Raw genomic sequence first — 18,203 nt, forward strand, 5'->3', positions numbered from 1 at the left:
AGCGGGGATTGATGGTCTGGTGCTGATAGGGCGCCCCGGGCGGCGGCGAGGGCATTCTGGACCCGGCCTTCCCTGGACAAGCCCCGCAGGCTCATCGGATTTTCCGGATCGTCGTCCCCGAATCTTGGCATCGACGGCGGCGAAGAGACCTACCGTGAAAGGTCGATAGTCCAGACGCGCAGCCCTGCCGCCATATGGTCACTAAATGACCAGATCAGCTTCAGCCTCTGACCGCATTCGCGTTATGAAATTGGACGCCTATCCACAGCTCATGGAAGGAAATCCGATGCGAAAGATCATAACAACTGTGGTCGGCGCTACGTTCATTCTGGCAGGCAGCGCGAATGCGCAGGGTCTATCGCAGCCCACGCCTCCGTCTGCATCACCGCAACAGGGCTCGGGCCGAGCAACTATCAAATCGGTGAGCGTCGTCGATCTCGCTGCGCTTCCGGCCGAGGCCCAGGTGCAGGTCAACCAGGTACGGACAAATCATTCGGCTGACGAGATCCAGCAATTGCAAGCGGCCATAGAGAATGAGCCGGAGCTGAAATCGGCGCTCGCGGCGAAGGGCTTCACATCACGGGACGTGGTCGTTGCCCAGCTCGGTGAAGACGGCATGCTGACCATCGTTGCAAAACGGGCGAGCTGATCGCCATGTGGTCGCTCCTGGCTCTGCGACGTCGCAGGTCATTCGACCAATGAGCCTATCCGGCTATTCGGATTTAAGTGTGGAAGTTACACCTAAATCCTGGCTCGATCGCGACGGCAGCTAGGCCGCCGCCCGCTGTGTCTTTCCCGCACCGGCGGGATCAGCGCTTGGTCAGAGTGCCTTGCAGGGTCGCGCCGTTGGACGAGTTCCGGCCGGTCAGGGTGGCGGTGTTGCCGTTGATCGTCAGCGTCCGATCGTCTGCTTGCCGAATGTCAGGCTGTTGCCGTCGCGACGAGCGGTCACAGTGCCGCTGCCCTGGCTGGTTGTGCCGGTGACCGTGGCCGAGTTTGAGGTGACCTTTGAGACGGCTTAGGTCTGCTCGAAGGTGCTGCCGTTCGACTGCGAGACGGTCCCCGAGTAGGTGCCTTCGAGCGGCGCTGCGGAGGCAGCGCTGACGCTTAGGGCCAGAGCGACCGCGACGAATGCGAGCTTCTTCATCTTCATGTCCTTAGTGTTGGGGTTTTCTGGTTCTCACCCCATCCGGACTCGTCCAAGCGGGCGAAGCGATCCTCGTGTGTTGTCGCGGTCAAACCAGTGATTCCACACTTAAATCCGAACAGCCGCCTATCCAAACGGTGAAAAATTCGAAGCGCCCGCCCCTGTGGGCCAGGGATTGATCACTGCCACATGCGGGGCCGCAATACGGCACCGGACTCGGGAAATCACCCCAGAAACTCCGAACAATGGTCATGCTGCGCCGTTTGCATGGGCCTGCGTCGTTCGTACCGACCTGGCGCGGCGGTCCAATTGTTCCAGGCGAGCGGCGCACCAATACCGATACCGTCGCGCATTCAGACTAGGAGAAGCCGATGAATGGCGTGAAATTGTCCGCGATTGTGCTTGCGATGTCTGCCGCACTTGCAGGGCCTGCTCTGGCGCAGGGCGTCTCGGTCGATAACCAGACTCGCGGCAAGGCACAGGGCAAAATCGGCGGTCCCGCGACCTCAGCCAGCGGAAATGCCGATGTCGACGCTGAGGTCGTGGCCCCACGCGTCAAGGCAGGCGTCAGCGGGCATGGCAGCGCTGGAGCCAAGGCTGGAAAGAAAGCCACTGGCGCTGCTGGCGCATCTGGAACCACGAAAGTCGACGAACTCGACTAGTCCGTCTGACATCGAGCCCAAATCGGGTTGGGCAGGGTAGGCCTGCCAATCGAACAAAGAGTGAGGCGCGCGCTCGATGGCCCGGCCTCACTCCGCAATTTGGGCCAGTCACGCCGTCATCTCGCCTACGACCGTTTGACCCGACGGTATTTGGTAGCAAAGACCACCGGATCAACAGCGCCCCCCGCGAGGTCACACGCCCGGACACGTAAGGGAACTGACGGAATCGGCAGGAACCATCGCTTGGTTGTTTTGTTCTCAGCCGAAGGGGTGTTCAGCCGCTGCGGCGCCAGCGCGAGGGATGGGAACATCAAATGCAAAGCCACCGCGACCACGAACTCAGGCGGCGGGACCTGTTGATCGCCGGAGCCGCATCTGCGGCGCTTGGCGTTCCTTCCCTGGCACAAGCCGCGGCGCCTCCAACCGCCGAAAGATCGGCGATGCAAGCCCCCACTTCCAATTCGGACGTCTCGATGGTCGTGAATGGCGAGATGCGCAAGCTCAGGCTGGATGTGCGCACCACGCTGCTCGACGCGCTTCGTGAGCATCTTCATCTGACCGGAACCAAAAAGGGTTGCGATCACGGCCAGTGCGGTGCGTGCACGGTGATCGCGGAGGGCCGTCGGATCAATTCATGTCTCACGCTGGCGGTGATGCACGAGGGCGACAGCATCACGACCATCGAGGGGCTGGGCAGGCCCGAGAATCTGCATCCGATGCAGGCCGCCTTCGTGAAACATGACGGATATCAATGCGGTTATTGCACGCCCGGCCAAATCTGCTCGGCGGTCGCAGTGATCGAGGAGATCAAGGCGGGCATTCCAAGCCATGTCACTGCTGATCTGATGGCTGACCCGGAGTTGACGCCCATAGAGCTCCGGGAACGCATGAGCGGCAACATCTGCCGCTGCGCCGCCTATCCCAACATCATAGACGCCATCAGCGAGGTGGCTGGGAGGAAAGCATGAAGTCCTTCATCTATGAACGTGCAGGTTCGCCAGCCGAAGCAGTCGCCGCAGCCACACGTGTCCCGGCCGCCAAATTCATCGCCGGCGGCACCAATCTGCTTGATCTCATGAAGCTTGAGATTGAAACGCCCATACACCTGGTCGACGTGAACGGCCTCGCCTTCGACAAGATCGAGGCCACGCCTGACGGTGGCTTGCGCATCGGGGCGCTAGTGCGAAACACCGATCTGGCATCAGATGTGCGCGTGCGACGCGACTATCCCCTGCTCACACGCGCATTGGTCGCCGGAGCCTCCGGCCAACTGCGCAACAAGGCAACCACCGCGGGCAACCTGCTTCAGCGTACACGTTGTCCGTATTTCTATGACATCGACCAGCCGTGCAACAAACGTCAGCCTGGCAGCGGCTGCGCCGCCATCGGCGGATTCACGCGCAATCACGCGATCCTGGGCGCGAGCGACGCCTGCATCGCGACGCACCCGAGCGACATGGCCGTGGCCATGCGCGCGCTCGACGCGACGGTGGAGACGCTGCGCGCGGACGGCACAGCTCGGAGCATTCCCATCGCCGGGTTCTATCGATTGCCCGGCGACACTCCCCAGATCGAGAACGAACTCATGCTCGGAGAACTGATCACTGCGGTCACGTTGCCGAAGCCCGTCGGCGGCCGGCAGATCTATCGCAAGGTCCGCGACCGCGCCTCCTATGCCTTCGCATTGGTTTCGATCGGCGCGATCGTTCAGCGAGACGGTAGCGGGCACGTGGCGCTCGGCGGCGTGGCCCACAAGCCATGGCGTGTCGAGGCGGCCGAAGCCGAATTGCCGCGCGGCGCCAAGGCGATTGCGTCGCAACTTCTCGCCGGCGCCGCCCCAACCCGACAGAACGCATTCAAGCTGCCGCTGATCGAGCGCACCCTTGGCGCCGTTCTGGCCGAAGCACGAGGCTAGCGTCATGAGGTTCGACACCCCAGCAACGACCAATCCGATTGACCAGCTCAAGGTGATCGGTCAGCCCACCGATCGGATCGACGGCCGGCTCAAGACGACGGGTACGGCGCCCTACGCCTATGAACGACACGATGTCGTGCCGAACCAGGCCTATGGCTACGTTGTAGGCGCGGCGATCGCGAAGGGACGCATCGCCTCGATCGATCTTGCGGAAGCGAAGGCCGCGCCCGGCGTGCTCGCGATCGTCACCGCGGAGAACGCGGGCAAACTCGGCAAGGGAAACCGGAACACCGCGGCCTTGCTCGGTGGCCCTGCCATCGAGCATTACCATCAGGCGGTTGCACTCGTCGTCGCGGAATCATTCGAGCAGGCGCGCGCCGCCTCGCATCTGATCCAGACGGACTATGCACAGACCGAGGGCGCCTTCGACCTCACTGCTGCGAAGAGTTCGGCTGGCACCCCCAAACCGGGCTTCGGCGGACCGGCCGATACCTCAGTCGGAGATTTTACTGCTGCGTTTGCCGCCGCGCCCATCCAGCTCGACGAGACTTACACGACGCCCGATCAGTCGCACGCGATGATGGAACCTCATGCCTCGATCGCAGCCTGGGACGGGGACAGGCTCACGGTTTGGACGTCCAATCAAATGATTGCCTGGGCGGCCGCCGATCTCGCGCAGACGCTCGGTATTCCCAAGGACAAGGTCCGCGTCTTGTCGCCATTCATTGGCGGCGGCTTCGGCGGAAAGCTGTTCTTGCGCGCCGACGTGCTGTTGGCGGCGCTCGGCGCGCGAGCGGCCGGGCGGCCGGTCAAAGTCGCCTTGACTCGCCCGCTCATAGCCAACAACACGACGCACCGACCGGCAACGATCCAGCGCATCCGCATCGGTGCCACGCGGGACGGCAAGATCACTGCGATCGGCCACGAAAGCTGGTCTGGCGACCTGCCGGGTGGTGATCCGGAAACAGCGGTGAGCCAGACGCGCCTGCTCTATGCCGGGCCCCACCGCATGACCTCAATGCGGCTAGCGGTGCTCGACCTCCCTGAAGGGAACGCGATGCGTGCGCCGGGCGAGGCATCGGGGATGATGGCACTCGAGATTGCCATCGATGAAATGGCGGAGAAGCTCGGGCAAGATCCGGTAGAGTTCCGCATCCTTAATGACACCAAAGTCGACCCTGAGCATCCGGAGCGCCCGTTCTCACAGCGTCATCTCGTCGAATGCCTGCGTACCGGCGCGGAACGGTTCGGTTGGAGCAAGCGTCAGCCCCAGCCGGGCCGAGGGCGCGATGGACGCTTTCTTGTCGGGATGGGTGTCGCCGCCGCCTTTCGCAATAATCTGCTGACAAAGTCGGCGGCACGCGTTCACCTCGACGGCAATGGCACCGTGACGGTCGAAACCGACATGACGGACATCGGCACCGGCAGCTACACCATCATTGCCCAGACCGCGGCGGAGATGATGGGCTTGCCGGTCGCGAAAGTGACCGTCCGCCTCGGCGACTCGACCTTTCCGGTCTCTTGTGGCTCGGGCGGGCAATGGGGCGGCAACAATTCGACCGCCGGTGTCTATGCCGCTTGCGTCAAGCTGCGCGAGGCTGTGGCCCAGAGGCTCGGCTTCAATTCCGCGGAAGCTGTGTTCGCCGATGGACAGGTCCGCCTGGGCAATCGAAGTGCGTCGCTCGCCGAGGCCGCTGGTGCAAGCGGCCTCGTGGCCGAGGACAGCATCGAGTATGGCGACCTCGCAAAAAAGTATCAGCAATCGACGTTCGGCGCGCATTTTGTCGAAGTCGGCGTCGATGCAGCCACAGGCGAGACCCGTGTCAGACGTATGCTCGCCGCCTGCGCCTGTGGCCGCATCCTGAATCCGAAGACGGCACGCAGCCAATTGATCGGAGCCATGACCATGGGCGTCGGCGCCGCCCTAACGGAGGAACTGGTCGTCGACACACGCACCGGCTTCTTCGTCAATCACGACCTCGCAAGCTATGAGGTTCCGGTTCATGCCGACATTCCGCATCAGGACGTTATCTTTCTCGACGAAGAGGACCCGATCTCATCGCCGATGAAGGCCAAAGGGGTCGCCGAACTCGGCATTTGCGGGGTCGCCGCCGCGGTCGCGAATGCGATCTACAATGCCACGGGCGTGCGCGTGCGCGATTACCCGATCACGCTGGATAAGCTCATTTATCAGTTACCCGAAATGCCGTGAGCATGGCGGCACACCTGCGCTTGTTACTCCGCCGCTTCACGCATGTGCAGGTTCAGCTCCGCCAAATCGATCCGTTTGAAAAGCGGTGCTTCGATAGCAGTTTTTAAGCTGACTTCTTCGCCCGAGAGCGCGCGTTGAATCGCGAGGCCCATGACGCGGGACAGCCTTGGTGGGAAGGCGTTCGCAACCTGCCGGAATTGCGCCTGGCGCGATCCGGAGAAGACCCAATTGTCTGGAAAATCCTGGAGGCGAGCAAGCATCGCCAGGGTCAGATGGGGGATGTCGTCGTAGTTCGGGCCGGGGGCGTCTTTTGCAACCTTGTCGGGATTCACGCCGATATCGCGCCACGCCCGGCGCGAATTTGGCTGAGCGAGGTCCATGCCCATCTTCTTCGCGCTCCCCCCGATGAGCGTGGGCGCAAGGCCATCGGCTTTGGCCACCCACTCATCGAGGCCCGTCCAGCCGCAAGCTCCCATCAAGTCCTTCAGCAGCGTGCCCACCGACGTCGGTGTCACTTCAGGAGCAAGTGGCCAACGGAAGCGATGCATCATCCCGCGCCGCATCGCCACGAGGATCGCGCGACGGCGATTCTGCCCCAGGCCGAACACAGGCCCTTCAATGACACGCCAATCCGAATCGTAACCGAGTCGTTCGAGCGTGGAAAAGACGTTGAGCCTGCGGAGAGCGTGGGTGACCTGAGTGATCCCAACAACATTCTCGATCATCACCGCCTTCGGACGGATCTGCTGGACGATCTCAAGAGCGCGATCGAACAAATCCCGCTCGTCAGCCGCGCCGCGGCGTTCACCTGCTTGCGAGTAGGGTTGGCAGGGCAGCCCGCCCGCGACGAGGTCAACACCCTCGAAGCGGCTGATATCAATCGTGTTGATGTCAGCCTCGATGAGGGGCCACTTCGGGCGATTGCTGCGAAGGGTCGCGGCAGCCTCCGGATTTTTCTCGACAATGCCGACGTGGCGGAAACCGGCTGCATGCAGCCCGATCGCCTGCCCACCCGCACCGGCGCAGAGTTCAAGCACCGAATACCGATAGGGAGCAGAGGGCCGTGAGGCAGATCTCCGTGGATGGCGATCGAGTGCGACGCCACCGTTGGGTACGGGACGCTTTCGGCCCGCCAGTTCCGGGATTTCCTGGCCCAGCGCCCATCCAAGAATCTCGTGCAGGTGCTCATCGATCCAGAAGGGGTGAACGTCCGGCCAGCACCAGCCTTCCATGGAGCAGAGCTTACCCGCCGCAATCTGTTCAAGAGCATCCTGCACCGTGATCCAGGAWCGCTCACCCAAYGAGCTGCTCGGAGTGAGCACTTTGGCGGGAACGAGTTCCCGGAGTTCCTTCGCAAGATGGCTTGCATCCACGGAAAGCGCCTGGACYCTTGCCAACGTCTCGRCCGARCAGTCCTCCGGAGTAGTTTCGTTGTAGAGCGCCGCGAACGCATTGGCCAAACCGGCGAGATCCAGAATGAAGCGATCCACCTGGKCCTTCGCCTTCAGCCGGGCAACTCGCTTCAACTCATTGATGGCGGTGCGATCGGGCTGCGAGGAGTTTCGAGCATCTCCGGCAAGTRCGTCGCGCCGGAGCAAGCGGAGGTCCGCCAACGACAAGGTCCGCCCGGAGCGCAACACGGTCAGCGCTTCAGMCCGGACAGTGGCGGGCTGCTTGGCCAGTCGGCACAGAACACCGACTTCAATSGCACTCYGCTCAAGATCGGCTCGCTCTGGACCGGCGAAGTCGGCCAAGAGCAGGTACGCGTTTGCCTCCGTCCGAGACACGCGGCACTCATTTCTGATGAACGCGAGAAGCTGCGCYTTCGACAGGCGTTGGCCGAAGGCCTTGCACTGATCAGCCAGGGCGAACGCATCGGTAATGGCGCGACGACGACCAGCGAGCGCGCGATCACGGATCTKTTTGAGACTCTCCAGCATGTGCCGGTCGTCACCGGTGGCMTGGACCTGTGAAGAGCCCTCCCCCTTCTTGTTGGCCGAACGACCCTGGTCGGTTTCGCGCGAACTKCCGGTCWGCCGTGGCTGTTGCTCTGGAGCGTTTTCCTCGAATGCAGGAGCCTCTGATTCAAAAGAAGAACTGCGGTCGACAAAGATAGAGGTGTCTTCGCTCATCAACACAGGCTCCGGAACTTCTGGGGCTCCATGCCAGCGAGGCCGTGCATTTCACGTGAGCACGATTGCTAAAATCCGAAGGACCCATTCCGCCGTCGCCAGCTAGTCGGCTTCACGCGCTACAGTCGCGACCAAAGCTTTTCGGTCATCGCTAAAAACAAGACGTTCCTGCTGTTCATGGCTACGGGGTCAGTCGCTGGCACCTTCATTGGTGGTCAATTGCTCGGCTTCATTCCAAGTGGGGTGCTGCTTCCGGGGCTCGCACTTATCTTGTTGGTATCCGCTGTGAAGGTATGGAGGCACCACTAACAAGGACGGCTGGGTACGCCCGCTCGGGCCCGTTGCGAGCGTTCAGCCGGAGAAATCGGACGTCGCCATCCACCAACCCTAACCGGTCGTTTGTTCGGGCAGGTCGGATCGGACCCCGGGCTACGCACGGCGCCTTTATGGTTGATCTCAGTGGCGCTCCCTGACGGATCCGAGTGCGACCGCGAGCGCTTCGAATAGGCTCGCATTCGCCAACGGCTTCGAAAGAACGGCAACGGTGTCAGTGGCCAGAGACAGTTCGCGGATCCTGTCTCCATGTGCCGTGATGATGATCGTCGGAATATGGACGCCGCCCCTGAGTAATTGATGGTGAAGCTCGATGCCGGTCATGCCGGGCATCTGCACGTCAAGGATCAGGCAGGCAGGCGGCCCTCCAGGCAATGCCTTCAGAAATTCGCGGGCTGAGTTGAAGATCTTCGTCTCAAACCCGCGAACCCTCAGCGTCCGGCTCAGGGACTTCAGTACGGACGGATCGTCGTCCACGATAGCGATCCAGGATGTATCCTGCACCATGGGCGGAACGTGAGGTGGTTTCTGCTCCGTGTCGACCTGACCAATGGGCCAGTAAGCCGCGCGGTACGTCTAGGGCAGATCTCCGCAGTGCCGGGACCTGCGGAGGCGCAAAGCTGATCGGCTTTTCGGTGGTTGCCCCCACCCACTCGCGACTTTCAGAACGTCTGGTAATGGGCAATGAGGACCGTGCTCGGAGTTGCCGAACGATGCTTCAACGCGTCACCGAAATTTTCGGAAACGCCAAGAAGGCTGGAACCTGTTCAGTTCAGATTTTAGTAGGCCCCAGGTGGCTTTACTACCTAATTCTGCATTTCTAGGGAGTGTGAGCCCGATCGGAGGATTCGGGAAGGCGGGAGCTACTCGCTATCGCTTACGCGCCAATATTGGCCGCTGGCCGGCGAGTTCACCAATCCCCGATGATAGGACGCCTTTCAATCACAGAAGCGCAGCCTGCATTGGCTCCGGCTTCGGCTCTGGCGGGTCTGTCTTTTGTCCCCGCGAGACGATCTGCAACGCTCCATCCGGCAGCGGCCTTTGAAGCCCCTTCGCGATCTCCCAAGGCGACGACATCCAGAGTTCCAGGTCGACCGGATTGGTCAGGATCACCGGCATCGCCTTCGGATGGATCGGCTCAACCTCGGCGTTTGGCTCCGTGGTGAGGAAGGCGAAGACGTCGATCGTCTCCTCGCCGGTCTTCACCTTCCGGACGCTGGTCCATTGCGGCGCCCAGATGCCCGCGAAGAAGGCGAGCGGTCGATCCTCATCCAGCGCGAACCAGACGTCGCCACCGGCCTCGCGGTTGAATTCGCTGAAGGCGGTGAAGGGCACCAGGCAACGGTTGTCGATACCGAGCCAGCGTTTCCAGTGGGCGCTCGAGGTATTGCGGACATTTGTCGTGCCGCTATCGGGTTCCATGCGCAGGAGCTGGTCAAAATCGACCTCCTTGCCCTTGGCACGCAGCTTGTCGGCCCGCTTGGTTGCGGCGTCGAGCTGCGCCTTCCTGGACGACGGCATCCCCCAGCGCACCATCGCCAGTTCCGGCTGATCTGCCCCCGCGACATTGCGGATGATCGGCGCGCCATAGTCGGGGAAAATCCCCGGCTGCGGCGGCAAGTTGGTGACGGGGACATTGAAGGGCTTGGCAAAGAGCTGACGCATGGCGTCGACGCTGCGCGTGAAGCTGTAGAGATTGCACATGGGCGGAGGTTAGTTCGGGTGCAATTCGCCGTCACCCCCTCCCCTTGGTCGTTCTCCTTGCCAAAGATCTCGCTTGTCATCAGCCGGAAATCATCGTCGAGGATGGCGTCATCCTCGCTCGCACTTTCGAGTTCGGCCGCGGGAACGATCTCGCCGCCAAACTCGGCTGGACTCTTCGCCCCCCTTAGCGGACCTCCGCACCCTAGCTTACGAGACGCGTAGGCTTGCTCCCAGAACACGTAATCCTAGGCGGGCGGCTACACGCTGCGATGAGAGATTGCCGCGAGCCGTGCTGTAAAACAGTCTGCGGGAGCGGAGTGACGGGAGCCGCGACCAACCGGCCGTCGCAGCGGCGGCAAGGCCGCGCCCCCGATACGGCGCTGCGGTTACTAATCCAAGTTCGGCGCCAGCATCCGCGAGCCGGGCAGCAAAGGCAACGGAAGCGACTTGGCCATCGACCACAGCCGCGCACCAAGGCGTCCAAAAGTCCGCGGCCTCACGGAAGCCCAGGTCGCGCCAGGTTTCCGGAACCTGGTCCCCCCAGGACCCCATCAAGTCTCGGCCTTCCCTGGAGTCGTCGGTGATGAGCCGAGTGTCACTGGGATACGGGTGCGCGTGCGGAAGTTCGTAAGTGAGCTCGAGTTCGTGCCTGACAGGACCACTGCCGGCGAGCAGCGCCAGGTAGCGTTCAAAATGCTCCGGCGTTGCCGGATGCACGAATGGCGGCTCCGTGGCGGCGAGGCTTTCCAGCTCTTCGGCGATGGCGTCGGCGAGTTCGGCTCCTGCACCGAATACGTTGCCCTCGGCGCTGCCGGCCAACCAGAGTTGCGGGCCCGGCGAACGGTCGGGATCGTTCTCACGCTCGATCCGCCCGTCAGATCGCGATTGAAATAGCGTGTTGAACTGGGTTCTCAGCCAATGGTTTTCAGTGACCATGATCCGCCTTCGCCGTCAGAATCGCAGCGCGAGCGCCGCTTGGACGATTCAAGCGGCGTACTACCTTGGCTAGAGTTGACGCGCTAAGGGAATAAAAGACCCGCTTGCTCCGTCGCATTGGGCGCAAGCTTGCAGCGCACGGCTCGCAGAAAGGCTTGTACCAGTAACCGCAATCGGAGAAGAGATTGCACATGGGGAGATGCTAGTTCGGCCGCACTTTGCCGTCCCCCCGTTCGCCCCGGTCACTTTCCTCTCCGAAGATTTCGCGCGCCATCAGCCGAAAATCCTCGTCCAGAAAGGCATCGTCCTCGCTTGTCTTCTCCAAGTCGGCGGCCGGAATAACCTCTCCGCCGAACTCGGCCTGGAATTGAAGCGCGAGTACAGATGACTTGAAGGCAACCCTAATGCCGCCTTCGCTGCGGAGCCCATCATAGGATTTGAACGGCACGCCGTGGTCCGCGCACCATGCGGTGAACCAGACGAAATAAAGGTCACGCCTACCGACTGTCGTGACCTCGACCTGATGGGGCCATTCACTCATCGCCACCTCCCACTCGTCGTCGTGTTTGCGTGGTCTGCTCGGCCGGGAGCAATTCGTCTTTCCCACCCTCGATCACTGTCAGTCGGCCCATGAACGGCGGATCGTCGGGCGGCCCGGAGCGGCCGATATCCGGGCAATAGGCGCCGCATTTGCGACCGTATTTCTGGGGCTTCCGGAGGGGATTGTTCGGCGCCCAATCGCAGGTACTGACGAACATATCGAGGAGCTCGCCGAGCGTGATGAGCCGTCCATATTTCGCTGCACACGCAGCCAAGCGCGCATTGGCAAAGCGCTCGCAATAGTCGCAGCGAAACCTGATCACCACCCAGGGATAATGCATCAGATCCGTCGACTTCGACGGCAGGAATGGTCGATTCCTCGGCATCGGACGATGACATTTGACTCGCGCTCGAATGAGAACAAAAATAGAACATACCTGACGTATAGGGAGTCAAGCCATGTCGCATTCGCCTGCGTGCCACTGACAATGCGGAGCGAGATGGTCATTACCGACACCCTGGAATGGTTGGCGGCCCGGCAGCGAATGGCCGAGATCGAGGTCGCGCGCCCTGGTAGCCCAGAGGCCGATGAATGGGCGGAGCTCGACTTTGCCGCCTTCTGCTGGGAGGAGGACCACATGCCGCCGCTCATGTTCGAGTTGTTGCCGTTTCCGGCGCCGCTCAACCGGCTTCAGATCCCGTTCTGAGAATTTCGATGACGCCCGATGAATGCTCAACCGAGCTGCATCTGCGGGAGATCTCCGGCTATTGCGATCTGGAGTACCAGGTGATTTTCATGGTTGAGACGGTCGGGTGGATCATCCGGGACTCCAGCAGCAATGATCCAAAGTGCTGGAGCTGGATCATCCAGATCGGCCATCCTTGGCCGAGCCAATTCATCGGCTATGAAATCTCGCTCGAGGCTGCGAAGGCAGCCTTTCGGGCCGTTTGGCTGCCTGCCTTCGATGCCGTCACGCTTGAGCAGTTCAAGGCGCGGACGAGCGAACACGGTTCTGGCAAAAGCGGCACGGCCGGGGGCCGGAATCTCCCCTTGAAAATTAGGAGCCACGCGATAATTTTTTCGGCATCAGCCACGGAAGGAGAGATCCGATGACCGCGGTTCCCGAACTCAGACCGGAAACGCCGACCGCCTGCATTACCTGCCATGAGGACTATCGCTATGCAGTTCAGCGCATCGGCGAAATCGAAGATGCAAGGCCTGATACGGTCGAATCCCTCGAACTGGACATGCTCAAAGCCGCGGTCGCCGCCTATGAGGCGCGGGAGGTCGAGCGCGCTGAATGACAGGGAAAGACGATAGCGGCCGGCTTCACAATCCCCTGGGCGTCCTCAGGGCAGTCGAGCGCGTCGAGCAGCTCACGGGCTGCCTTAAGGACACGGACGAGGAAGCCGCGTTGCGGAGGCTCGTTACGGCGCGAAGAATGGCTGATTGCCAACCCGTACCGGGAATCGCGGCTCGGCTATCCAATGAGGCGGCCACACTCCCGCGCTGCCTCCTCGAACGCCTCCCGCGCCTCATCAACGGTCCCGGCACCATTCAGCGCTGCCGTGCAGGCGCGAACTGCGACTTGCCACTTCGGGCCCGCCCCTATCGCTTTCCACGCCAGTAAGAACTCTGCGGCTCGCTCGACGTGGTTGACGGAATAGGTCACTTCAGGCCGGTCGGCTCGAACGACAACGGGTGGGGTGAACCAGTGCATCGGCATGGCACATTCCTGTGCTCCTGGTTGCCGAACGCAAAGCGCAGCCGGCAGTTCCCTGAGGAGGCGGCGGGTAAAGCGTTCAGGAGCCGACGTCAGTGCCGGCGCTCGATCACCTCCAAGGCCGGAGGAGGCCGAATTGATCAGGCTCGTTGCAGCGCTCGAGGAATGGCTAGTCCACCATCCTACACGGGATGATTGGTGGAGTTGTTCACCATACGCGCGCCTACTGACGAGCTATCTTCTCTCAGCCTCGTCAGGGCGAGGAGCCAATGTTCACCGGGAAAGGTGTGTTGGTCGACAAGGCTGGAATGCGCCTGATGGTGGCCTACGAGTATGTCGCCATCGGACAGTGCGGGCGCGCCGGCCGCTTGTATAGCCAATCGACCGAAACAGGCCCGCTCATTTTCGAGGAGACGTTCGATTTGGAATGCGAAGACGGCGTTGCGATGATCATCGTTGTCACGCAAATATCTGAACGGCGCTGGGTGTTTTTTGGCCGTGAGCCGCGAAGCCATCGGCCCGATCCCGACTGCCCTTCCAACTGAATTATCTGGCGCCGGTCTGCTTTGTCCCGCAGCCCCTGATGATTGTATCACCGCTGTCCTGGGGTTACCTTCAACCGCATGACGGACTTCCCTGACATTTTCCGCTCGCCCCTCTGCCAGACGGTCACCCGCGACGGCATCACTGTGCAGGTTGAAATCTATCGCCTCGGAGACAGCGAGGGGTGGGTACTTGAACTTGTCGACGAGGATGGGGGATCAATCATCTGGGAAGAGCCGTTTGCCACTGACACCGAGGCTCTGGCCGAGTTCAATGAAGGGCTTGAGGAAATGGGGCTCGCGAAGCTGATCGAACCGGACGCGGGCGAACAGTCTACCTTGCAGTGAGGAGCGCATCTCGGGCATCGGCCGGCACACTCTGCGCTAATCGTCATCCAGGCGAAGAACGTTGTCAGCGTCGGCGACGTCGCGCAGCCCCTTGTACGAGGCGTGCCGCAGTTTCTGGTCCGTGGTCCAGGCGCGGAATTCGATCTCAGCCACCAGTGACGGCGTCACCCAGCGCGTCCCTTTTCTCGTCAGTTTCAGTGCGGGCTTATCGATCAGGAGCGCGTCAAGCTGCTTCCGCAGCGCGGTCGCAGTGCGATCGGTGAACCCGGTCCCTACGCCGCCGACATAGGTCAGCCGGTTGCTCTTCCAGGCCGCGAGCAGCAGCCGGCCGATACCGCCCAACGCCGACGACGACGGCTCATAGCCGATGATGAAGAACCCTTCCGATTGGATGCATTTGATCTTCCGCCATTCGCCGCCGCGACCGGATCGGTAAGGCGCATCGCGCCGCTTCGCGATGATGCCCTCAAGGCCCATCTTGCAGGCAAGCGCCAGGAAGGCGTCGCCGGCGGCGTCAACGTCCTCGCTGAATAGGATCGAGGTATGGGGCTTTATGATACCGGGGAGCATCTCGCGCCGCTCCTCACACGCCAGCGAACGAAGATCGTGACCGTTGAGATAGAGCAGGTCGAAAGCGTACAGGAGCGCCCCGGCGGCAGATCGCTTACCGCCCCGGCCACCGAGAGCGTGCTGTAGGGCGCCGAAGTCGGAAGCACCCCGGTTATCGAGCACGACGGCTTCAGCATCCAGGATGGCGCTATCCAGCTCGAGGTCCAGAGCATCACCCGCGATCGTCGGAAAGCGGTTCGTCCAGTCATGGCCGCCGCGGGTCAGGATGCGCACTGTACGATTATCAATGTGGATGGAGAGCCGATAGCCGTCCCATTTCACTTCAAACGACCATTCATCGCCGGCGGGTGGTTTGGACGCCAGAAGAGCCAGACAGGGCTCAACCCGGGCCGGCATGGGGTCAAAGTGGAGTTTCCGCTGGCGCGCATCCCGCGCCTTGCTGACAGGACCACGGACAGTCTCGGCCACAGGGCCAACACGCAGGATACGACGCGCGCACACAACTGATACTCCACCCCACGCACGAGGTTCGCCCCGCCGTTCCGGGGGGAATAGCGGCGGGGCTCCCCAGGCCGTGACGGCGCCGGATGTGAACAACGCCACCACGCAGTAGCGAACCCCTGTCGAAACCCGCAGTTCCGGGCGGCGACTACTATTTCACTCGCTCAAGATTCTCCCGGTCCTTTCGACGCGGTCTCATCGAAACGTTGGACAGCGAGTACTGCCAAATCGACGCTTGGGTCCGCCCTCCACAACTCGGCGATGATTGAGGCCAGACGCTCGCGTTGGACGGGCTCGCTGGGCGGGTCGACCCTTGCTGCAATCTCGCTCCAAGCTTCATCAAAAGCCGCGGCGATCCGAGCGAGTTCCTCTGGCGTGGCGACGATGGAACGGAACGGCATCGCAATCCCCCTGCGATGCTCACAGTTTATAATCCATCAAAAGAACGCAAGGATGAATTGGCCAGCCCGGAGGCCCCGCCGATGGCAGCGGCGGGGCCCGAGTGCGGGCGGTGGAGAGTGGTGGCCCAGCACGCCAGAGAAAACAAACTTCCCCACCCTCGGCTGTTCCGTCGACGAGAGCATAGGAACGAAAAAGGGCCCGCAGTGTTGTCCGCACACAGCGAGCCAGTTCACCCCTCTTGGGCTATATATGAAACGCGCAGCGGTCCCTGCGGGTCCGGGCGCGAGCGAAATTGTTTCGTCGGCGCGGAACATGCGATCCGGTCCCGTGTTGAGCCGAACAAGCAGCGTTGGGGTGCCGCAATGAGCGCCACATCTGAACTCGATAGGCGGCCTGTAAGCCACCGGAGATTCGCGACGGCCAGGCCCGTTCCTCGTATCGTGTGGTCCTATCTTTTCGGTCGGGAGGTTCTCTCCGATTCCGGGGAGTGGCGGCACGAATGCGAGGTCGAATATCTGCTCTCCCTCCCAGAGGCGAAGCGGGCCGAAATCCTCGATGGGGTCCCCGGCGCCATTGACCGCGAGACCAAGGCAGCAGGGGCATTCGCGGTGAGGGCGTGGTTGCTGCGCTGAAAATTCAGATCGAGCGCCTGCGACTCATCAAGATGAAGGGCTGAGTGTGGGCCCCGCCGCTCCGGGGGCTGCGAGGCCCGAGGCCGTGACCGAGCAATGGGTCACCGCACGGTCACGGAGAGAAAACCGATTGCGCCGCCCCCCGTTTCACCCGGTCGCTCGCTATTTCATTCACTCATCAGCTTTTGCAGCGTCACCTGCACACCCGCCGGCTTAAGCCGGCGGGGGCTTCTTCACTGCAATGGCTACTGCCAAGTCTGACGGCCATACCAGTCATCAACGTCCGACCGAACCTGATCCTTCGCGAGACCGTATCGCTCCTGGATTTTTCCCTCGAGCTGATCACGCTTTCCCGCGATCACGTCGAGGTCATCGTCAGTGAGTTTGCCCCACTGTTCCTTGACCTTGCCCTTGAGCTGCTTCCAGTTTCCTTCGACGCGATTCCAATCCATGGGACCTCTCCGTTAGCGAAAATGGGATAGCTGGGGAACGCACGGACAGCGTTTTTGTTCAGATTCACCTCGGGGGCATCTGGTCCGTCGGTGACCACCCATTGCCGCTGCGATCGCTTCCCGCGCCCGTAAGCCCGAAATCCGAAGACCGTCCGCGCAACCCGTTCGAAGTTCGATTGTTATCGGTAGACGACCGCTGGAGGGAGGAGCCTTCATGGATCTCATCATCAAGCAAACGAGCGGGACAAGGTGGGACCTGATCGACTTGCTCGGCCGTGACGCGGGGCATGTCGAGCTGGCCTTGTCCGGAAGCTTCCGCGTAATCCCGTCGGGCCGAGGTTTGGGTACGATGGCAACACTCTCACCGGGGCCGTATTGCTCGTTAGACGCAGCGCTCGCGGCGATCGAGACTCATACGCGAGGCATGTGCAGACGGGAGCCAGAGGAGCGCGGACACCAGACGCCTATTGGCCCGGGCAATGAGGACGCCTGAGGGCTCTCACAGTTCGCCGGCGTAATCCACCTCCCGATGATCCTCGTGCGGGATGGAACTAGTCCAGCCCCTGAAGGCGGCGATCCTACGAGATGGAAGGAACCCCCTCGCCAACGCGACGTTCACCAATCACTGGCCGCAGAATCTCAGAGCCGACAGGCGGCTTTCGACGCGCGGCTCGATGAAAGTTCCTTCAGGGAGAAGATCATGGGCGGTCCGCTCGCCACAGTGAAGACAGCGCTCAGAGCCTACGTCGATAAGGTTCGCGGCGCGATCGAGCGCCTGATCGCAGAGGACTACAGCTTCACGAGCCCCATCGATAACGATCTCGACCGCCAATCCTATTTCGCGCGGTGCTGGCCAAACAGCGAAGTGTTGGTCGAGATGACCCTCGTCGCCGGTGGCGAAGCTGAGAGACCGCATGGGTCGTCTACGAGGCGGCAACGGTGCGGAAGCGCTTTCGCAACGCCGAGCTGCACGCCGTACGCGTTGGCCGGATCGTCAGGACGGAGGTCTACTTCGGCTGGAATCTGCCCATCCTGCCCGGCCAGGCGGCTTCGTCGAGAATGACGGTCGGGCCGCGCCGGAGCCTGAGTTCCGCCCGATCCGATTAGCGCGCGCCCCGACAAGCACACTTGCGAAGGAGCCAACATGTTTCGCAGCGTCAATCCTGCAACCGGCGACGAGATCGCCACCTATCCCGAACTGACCGCACCGGAGGTGGAGAGCAAGATCGTCAAGGCGGAGGCGGCCTTCCGGCACTGGCGTGCGAGGCCGATCGCGGAGCGCGCCGCATTGCTGGAGAAGATCGCCGAGCAATACGAGGCTAACAGCGAGAAACTTGCTGTGATGGCAGTCCGGGAAATGGGCAAGACCCATGCGTCGGCCATCGCCGAGGTGCAGAAGAGCGCCGCGGCCTTCCGTCACTACGCGCAGAACGGCCCCGCGATGCTTGAGC

General features: G+C 62.0%; 22 protein-coding genes and 1 pseudogene. 13 read left to right on the top strand and 10 right to left on the bottom strand.

Features of this window, described 5'->3' with window-relative positions; translation table 11 throughout:
- The first annotated feature begins 286 nt into the window (after positions 1 to 286).
- A complete protein-coding gene (locus AC1DW9_RS05505) occupies positions 287 to 649 on the top strand; it encodes a hypothetical protein (RefSeq protein ID WP_476776190.1) in 363 nt (120 codons plus the stop codon).
- Positions 650 to 1,018: 369 nt separating this feature from the next.
- On the opposite strand, the gene AC1DW9_RS05510 is transcribed toward AC1DW9_RS05505, so the two are convergent.
- Positions 1,019 to 1,147 carry a hypothetical protein gene (locus AC1DW9_RS05510; RefSeq protein ID WP_476776191.1) on the bottom strand — a complete coding sequence of 43 codons (129 nt, stop codon included), beginning with the start codon at positions 1,145 to 1,147 and terminating at the stop codon, positions 1,019 to 1,021.
- 371 nt (positions 1,148 to 1,518) lie between these two features.
- Between AC1DW9_RS05510 and AC1DW9_RS05515 the strand changes: the two genes are divergently transcribed.
- The 4 genes from AC1DW9_RS05515 (at position 1,519) to paoC (ending at position 5,936) form a co-directional block, all read left to right on the top strand.
- The gene (locus AC1DW9_RS05515) at positions 1,519 to 1,809 is read left to right on the top strand and encodes a hypothetical protein (RefSeq protein WP_476776192.1); all 291 of its coding nucleotides are present in this window, start codon (positions 1,519 to 1,521) and stop codon (positions 1,807 to 1,809) included.
- Between the two features lie 314 nt (positions 1,810 to 2,123).
- Positions 2,124 to 2,777 (top strand): aldehyde dehydrogenase iron-sulfur subunit PaoA, encoded by a 654-nt coding sequence (gene paoA, locus AC1DW9_RS05520; RefSeq protein ID WP_476776193.1) that lies wholly within the window; start codon positions 2,124 to 2,126, stop codon positions 2,775 to 2,777.
- Positions 2,774 to 3,724 (top strand): FAD binding domain-containing protein, encoded by a 951-nt coding sequence (locus AC1DW9_RS05525; protein ID WP_476776194.1) that lies wholly within the window; start codon positions 2,774 to 2,776, stop codon positions 3,722 to 3,724. The genes paoA and AC1DW9_RS05525 overlap by 4 nt, the downstream gene beginning before the upstream one ends.
- Before the next feature lie 4 nt (positions 3,725 to 3,728).
- Positions 3,729 to 5,936 carry an aldehyde oxidoreductase molybdenum-binding subunit PaoC gene (gene paoC / locus AC1DW9_RS05530; RefSeq protein WP_476855044.1) on the top strand — a complete coding sequence of 736 codons (2,208 nt, stop codon included), beginning with the start codon at positions 3,729 to 3,731 and terminating at the stop codon, positions 5,934 to 5,936.
- Between the two features lie 23 nt (positions 5,937 to 5,959).
- Here paoC and AC1DW9_RS05535 read toward each other — a convergent pair whose 3' ends face one another.
- Positions 5,960 to 8,068: a DNA cytosine methyltransferase gene (locus AC1DW9_RS05535; RefSeq protein WP_476855045.1), complete on the bottom strand. Its 2,109-nt coding sequence runs from the start codon at positions 8,066 to 8,068 to the stop codon at positions 5,960 to 5,962.
- Between the two features lie 102 nt (positions 8,069 to 8,170).
- Between AC1DW9_RS05535 and AC1DW9_RS05540 the strand changes: the two are divergent.
- Positions 8,171 to 8,377: pseudogene (locus AC1DW9_RS05540) on the top strand (sulfite exporter TauE/SafE family protein); the annotation flags it as partial.
- A 147-nt stretch (positions 8,378 to 8,524) separates the two neighbouring features.
- On the opposite strand, the gene AC1DW9_RS05545 reads toward AC1DW9_RS05540, so the two are convergent.
- The 5 genes from AC1DW9_RS05545 to AC1DW9_RS05565 all read right to left on the bottom strand — a co-directional run bounded on the left by AC1DW9_RS05545 (position 8,525) and on the right by AC1DW9_RS05565 (position 11,922).
- On the bottom strand, positions 8,525 to 8,878 hold the full coding sequence (locus AC1DW9_RS05545) for a response regulator transcription factor (protein WP_476776197.1): 354 nt from the start codon (positions 8,876 to 8,878) through the stop codon (positions 8,525 to 8,527).
- A 465-nt stretch (positions 8,879 to 9,343) separates the two neighbouring features.
- Positions 9,344 to 10,105, bottom strand: a complete 762-nt coding sequence (locus AC1DW9_RS05550) for an SOS response-associated peptidase (protein ID WP_476776198.1) — start codon at positions 10,103 to 10,105, stop codon at positions 9,344 to 9,346.
- A gap of 207 nt (positions 10,106 to 10,312) precedes the next feature.
- Positions 10,313 to 11,041, bottom strand: a complete 729-nt coding sequence (locus AC1DW9_RS05555; protein WP_476776199.1) for a GNAT family N-acetyltransferase — start codon at positions 11,039 to 11,041, stop codon at positions 10,313 to 10,315.
- Positions 11,042 to 11,243: 202 nt separating this feature from the next.
- Positions 11,244 to 11,582 carry a hypothetical protein gene (locus AC1DW9_RS05560; protein ID WP_476776200.1) on the bottom strand — a complete coding sequence of 113 codons (339 nt, stop codon included), beginning with the start codon at positions 11,580 to 11,582 and terminating at the stop codon, positions 11,244 to 11,246.
- A complete protein-coding gene (locus AC1DW9_RS05565; RefSeq protein ID WP_476776201.1) occupies positions 11,575 to 11,922 on the bottom strand; it encodes a hypothetical protein in 348 nt (115 codons plus the stop codon). The genes AC1DW9_RS05560 and AC1DW9_RS05565 overlap by 8 nt, the downstream gene beginning before the upstream one ends.
- A gap of 159 nt (positions 11,923 to 12,081) precedes the next feature.
- Between AC1DW9_RS05565 and AC1DW9_RS05570 the strand changes: the two genes are divergently transcribed.
- The 3 genes from AC1DW9_RS05570 to AC1DW9_RS05580 are packed head-to-tail and all read left to right on the top strand — an operon-like array spanning position 12,082 to position 12,886.
- Positions 12,082 to 12,288, top strand: a complete 207-nt coding sequence (locus tag AC1DW9_RS05570) for a hypothetical protein (protein ID WP_476776202.1) — start codon at positions 12,082 to 12,084, stop codon at positions 12,286 to 12,288.
- An 8-nt stretch (positions 12,289 to 12,296) separates the two neighbouring features.
- Positions 12,297 to 12,695 carry a hypothetical protein gene (locus AC1DW9_RS05575; protein WP_476776203.1) on the top strand — a complete coding sequence of 133 codons (399 nt, stop codon included), beginning with the start codon at positions 12,297 to 12,299 and terminating at the stop codon, positions 12,693 to 12,695.
- Entirely contained in the window at positions 12,692 to 12,886 is a 195-nt protein-coding gene (locus AC1DW9_RS05580; RefSeq protein WP_476776204.1) for a hypothetical protein, read from the top strand. The genes AC1DW9_RS05575 and AC1DW9_RS05580 overlap by 4 nt, the downstream gene beginning before the upstream one ends.
- A gap of 176 nt (positions 12,887 to 13,062) precedes the next feature.
- On the opposite strand, the gene AC1DW9_RS05585 is transcribed toward AC1DW9_RS05580, so the two are convergent.
- Entirely contained in the window at positions 13,063 to 13,308 is a 246-nt protein-coding gene (locus AC1DW9_RS05585) for a DUF982 domain-containing protein (RefSeq protein ID WP_476776205.1), read from the bottom strand.
- A 266-nt stretch (positions 13,309 to 13,574) separates the two neighbouring features.
- On the opposite strand from AC1DW9_RS05585, the gene AC1DW9_RS05590 reads away from it, so the two are divergent.
- Together AC1DW9_RS05590 and AC1DW9_RS05595 are read left to right on the top strand one after the other, a co-directional pair.
- Positions 13,575 to 13,850 (top strand): hypothetical protein, encoded by a 276-nt coding sequence (locus AC1DW9_RS05590; RefSeq protein ID WP_476776206.1) that lies wholly within the window; start codon positions 13,575 to 13,577, stop codon positions 13,848 to 13,850.
- Between the two features lie 78 nt (positions 13,851 to 13,928).
- Positions 13,929 to 14,195: a hypothetical protein gene (locus tag AC1DW9_RS05595; RefSeq protein WP_476776207.1), complete on the top strand. Its 267-nt coding sequence runs from the start codon at positions 13,929 to 13,931 to the stop codon at positions 14,193 to 14,195.
- Between the two features lie 36 nt (positions 14,196 to 14,231).
- Here the strand turns inward: AC1DW9_RS05595 and ligD are convergent, their stop codons facing one another.
- Complete coding sequence (gene ligD / locus AC1DW9_RS05600; RefSeq protein ID WP_476776208.1) at positions 14,232 to 15,233, bottom strand: non-homologous end-joining DNA ligase; 1,002 nt, start codon at positions 15,231 to 15,233, stop codon at positions 14,232 to 14,234.
- A gap of 797 nt (positions 15,234 to 16,030) precedes the next feature.
- Here ligD and AC1DW9_RS05605 point away from each other — a divergent pair.
- Positions 16,031 to 16,300, top strand: a complete 270-nt coding sequence (locus AC1DW9_RS05605; RefSeq protein WP_476776209.1) for a DUF7696 family protein — start codon at positions 16,031 to 16,033, stop codon at positions 16,298 to 16,300.
- Positions 16,301 to 16,545: 245 nt separating this feature from the next.
- Here AC1DW9_RS05605 and AC1DW9_RS05610 read toward each other — a convergent pair whose 3' ends face one another.
- The gene (locus tag AC1DW9_RS05610; RefSeq protein WP_476776210.1) at positions 16,546 to 16,752 is read right to left on the bottom strand and encodes a CsbD family protein; all 207 of its coding nucleotides are present in this window, start codon (positions 16,750 to 16,752) and stop codon (positions 16,546 to 16,548) included.
- Positions 16,753 to 17,896: 1,144 nt separating this feature from the next.
- On the opposite strand from AC1DW9_RS05610, the gene AC1DW9_RS05615 reads away from it, so the two are divergent.
- A partial coding sequence (locus tag AC1DW9_RS05615; RefSeq protein ID WP_476855046.1) for an aldehyde dehydrogenase family protein occupies positions 17,897 to 18,203 on the top strand: 307 nt, incomplete at its 3' end.

It is taken from the genome of Allobosea sp. P4_E12 (assembly GCF_056401655.1).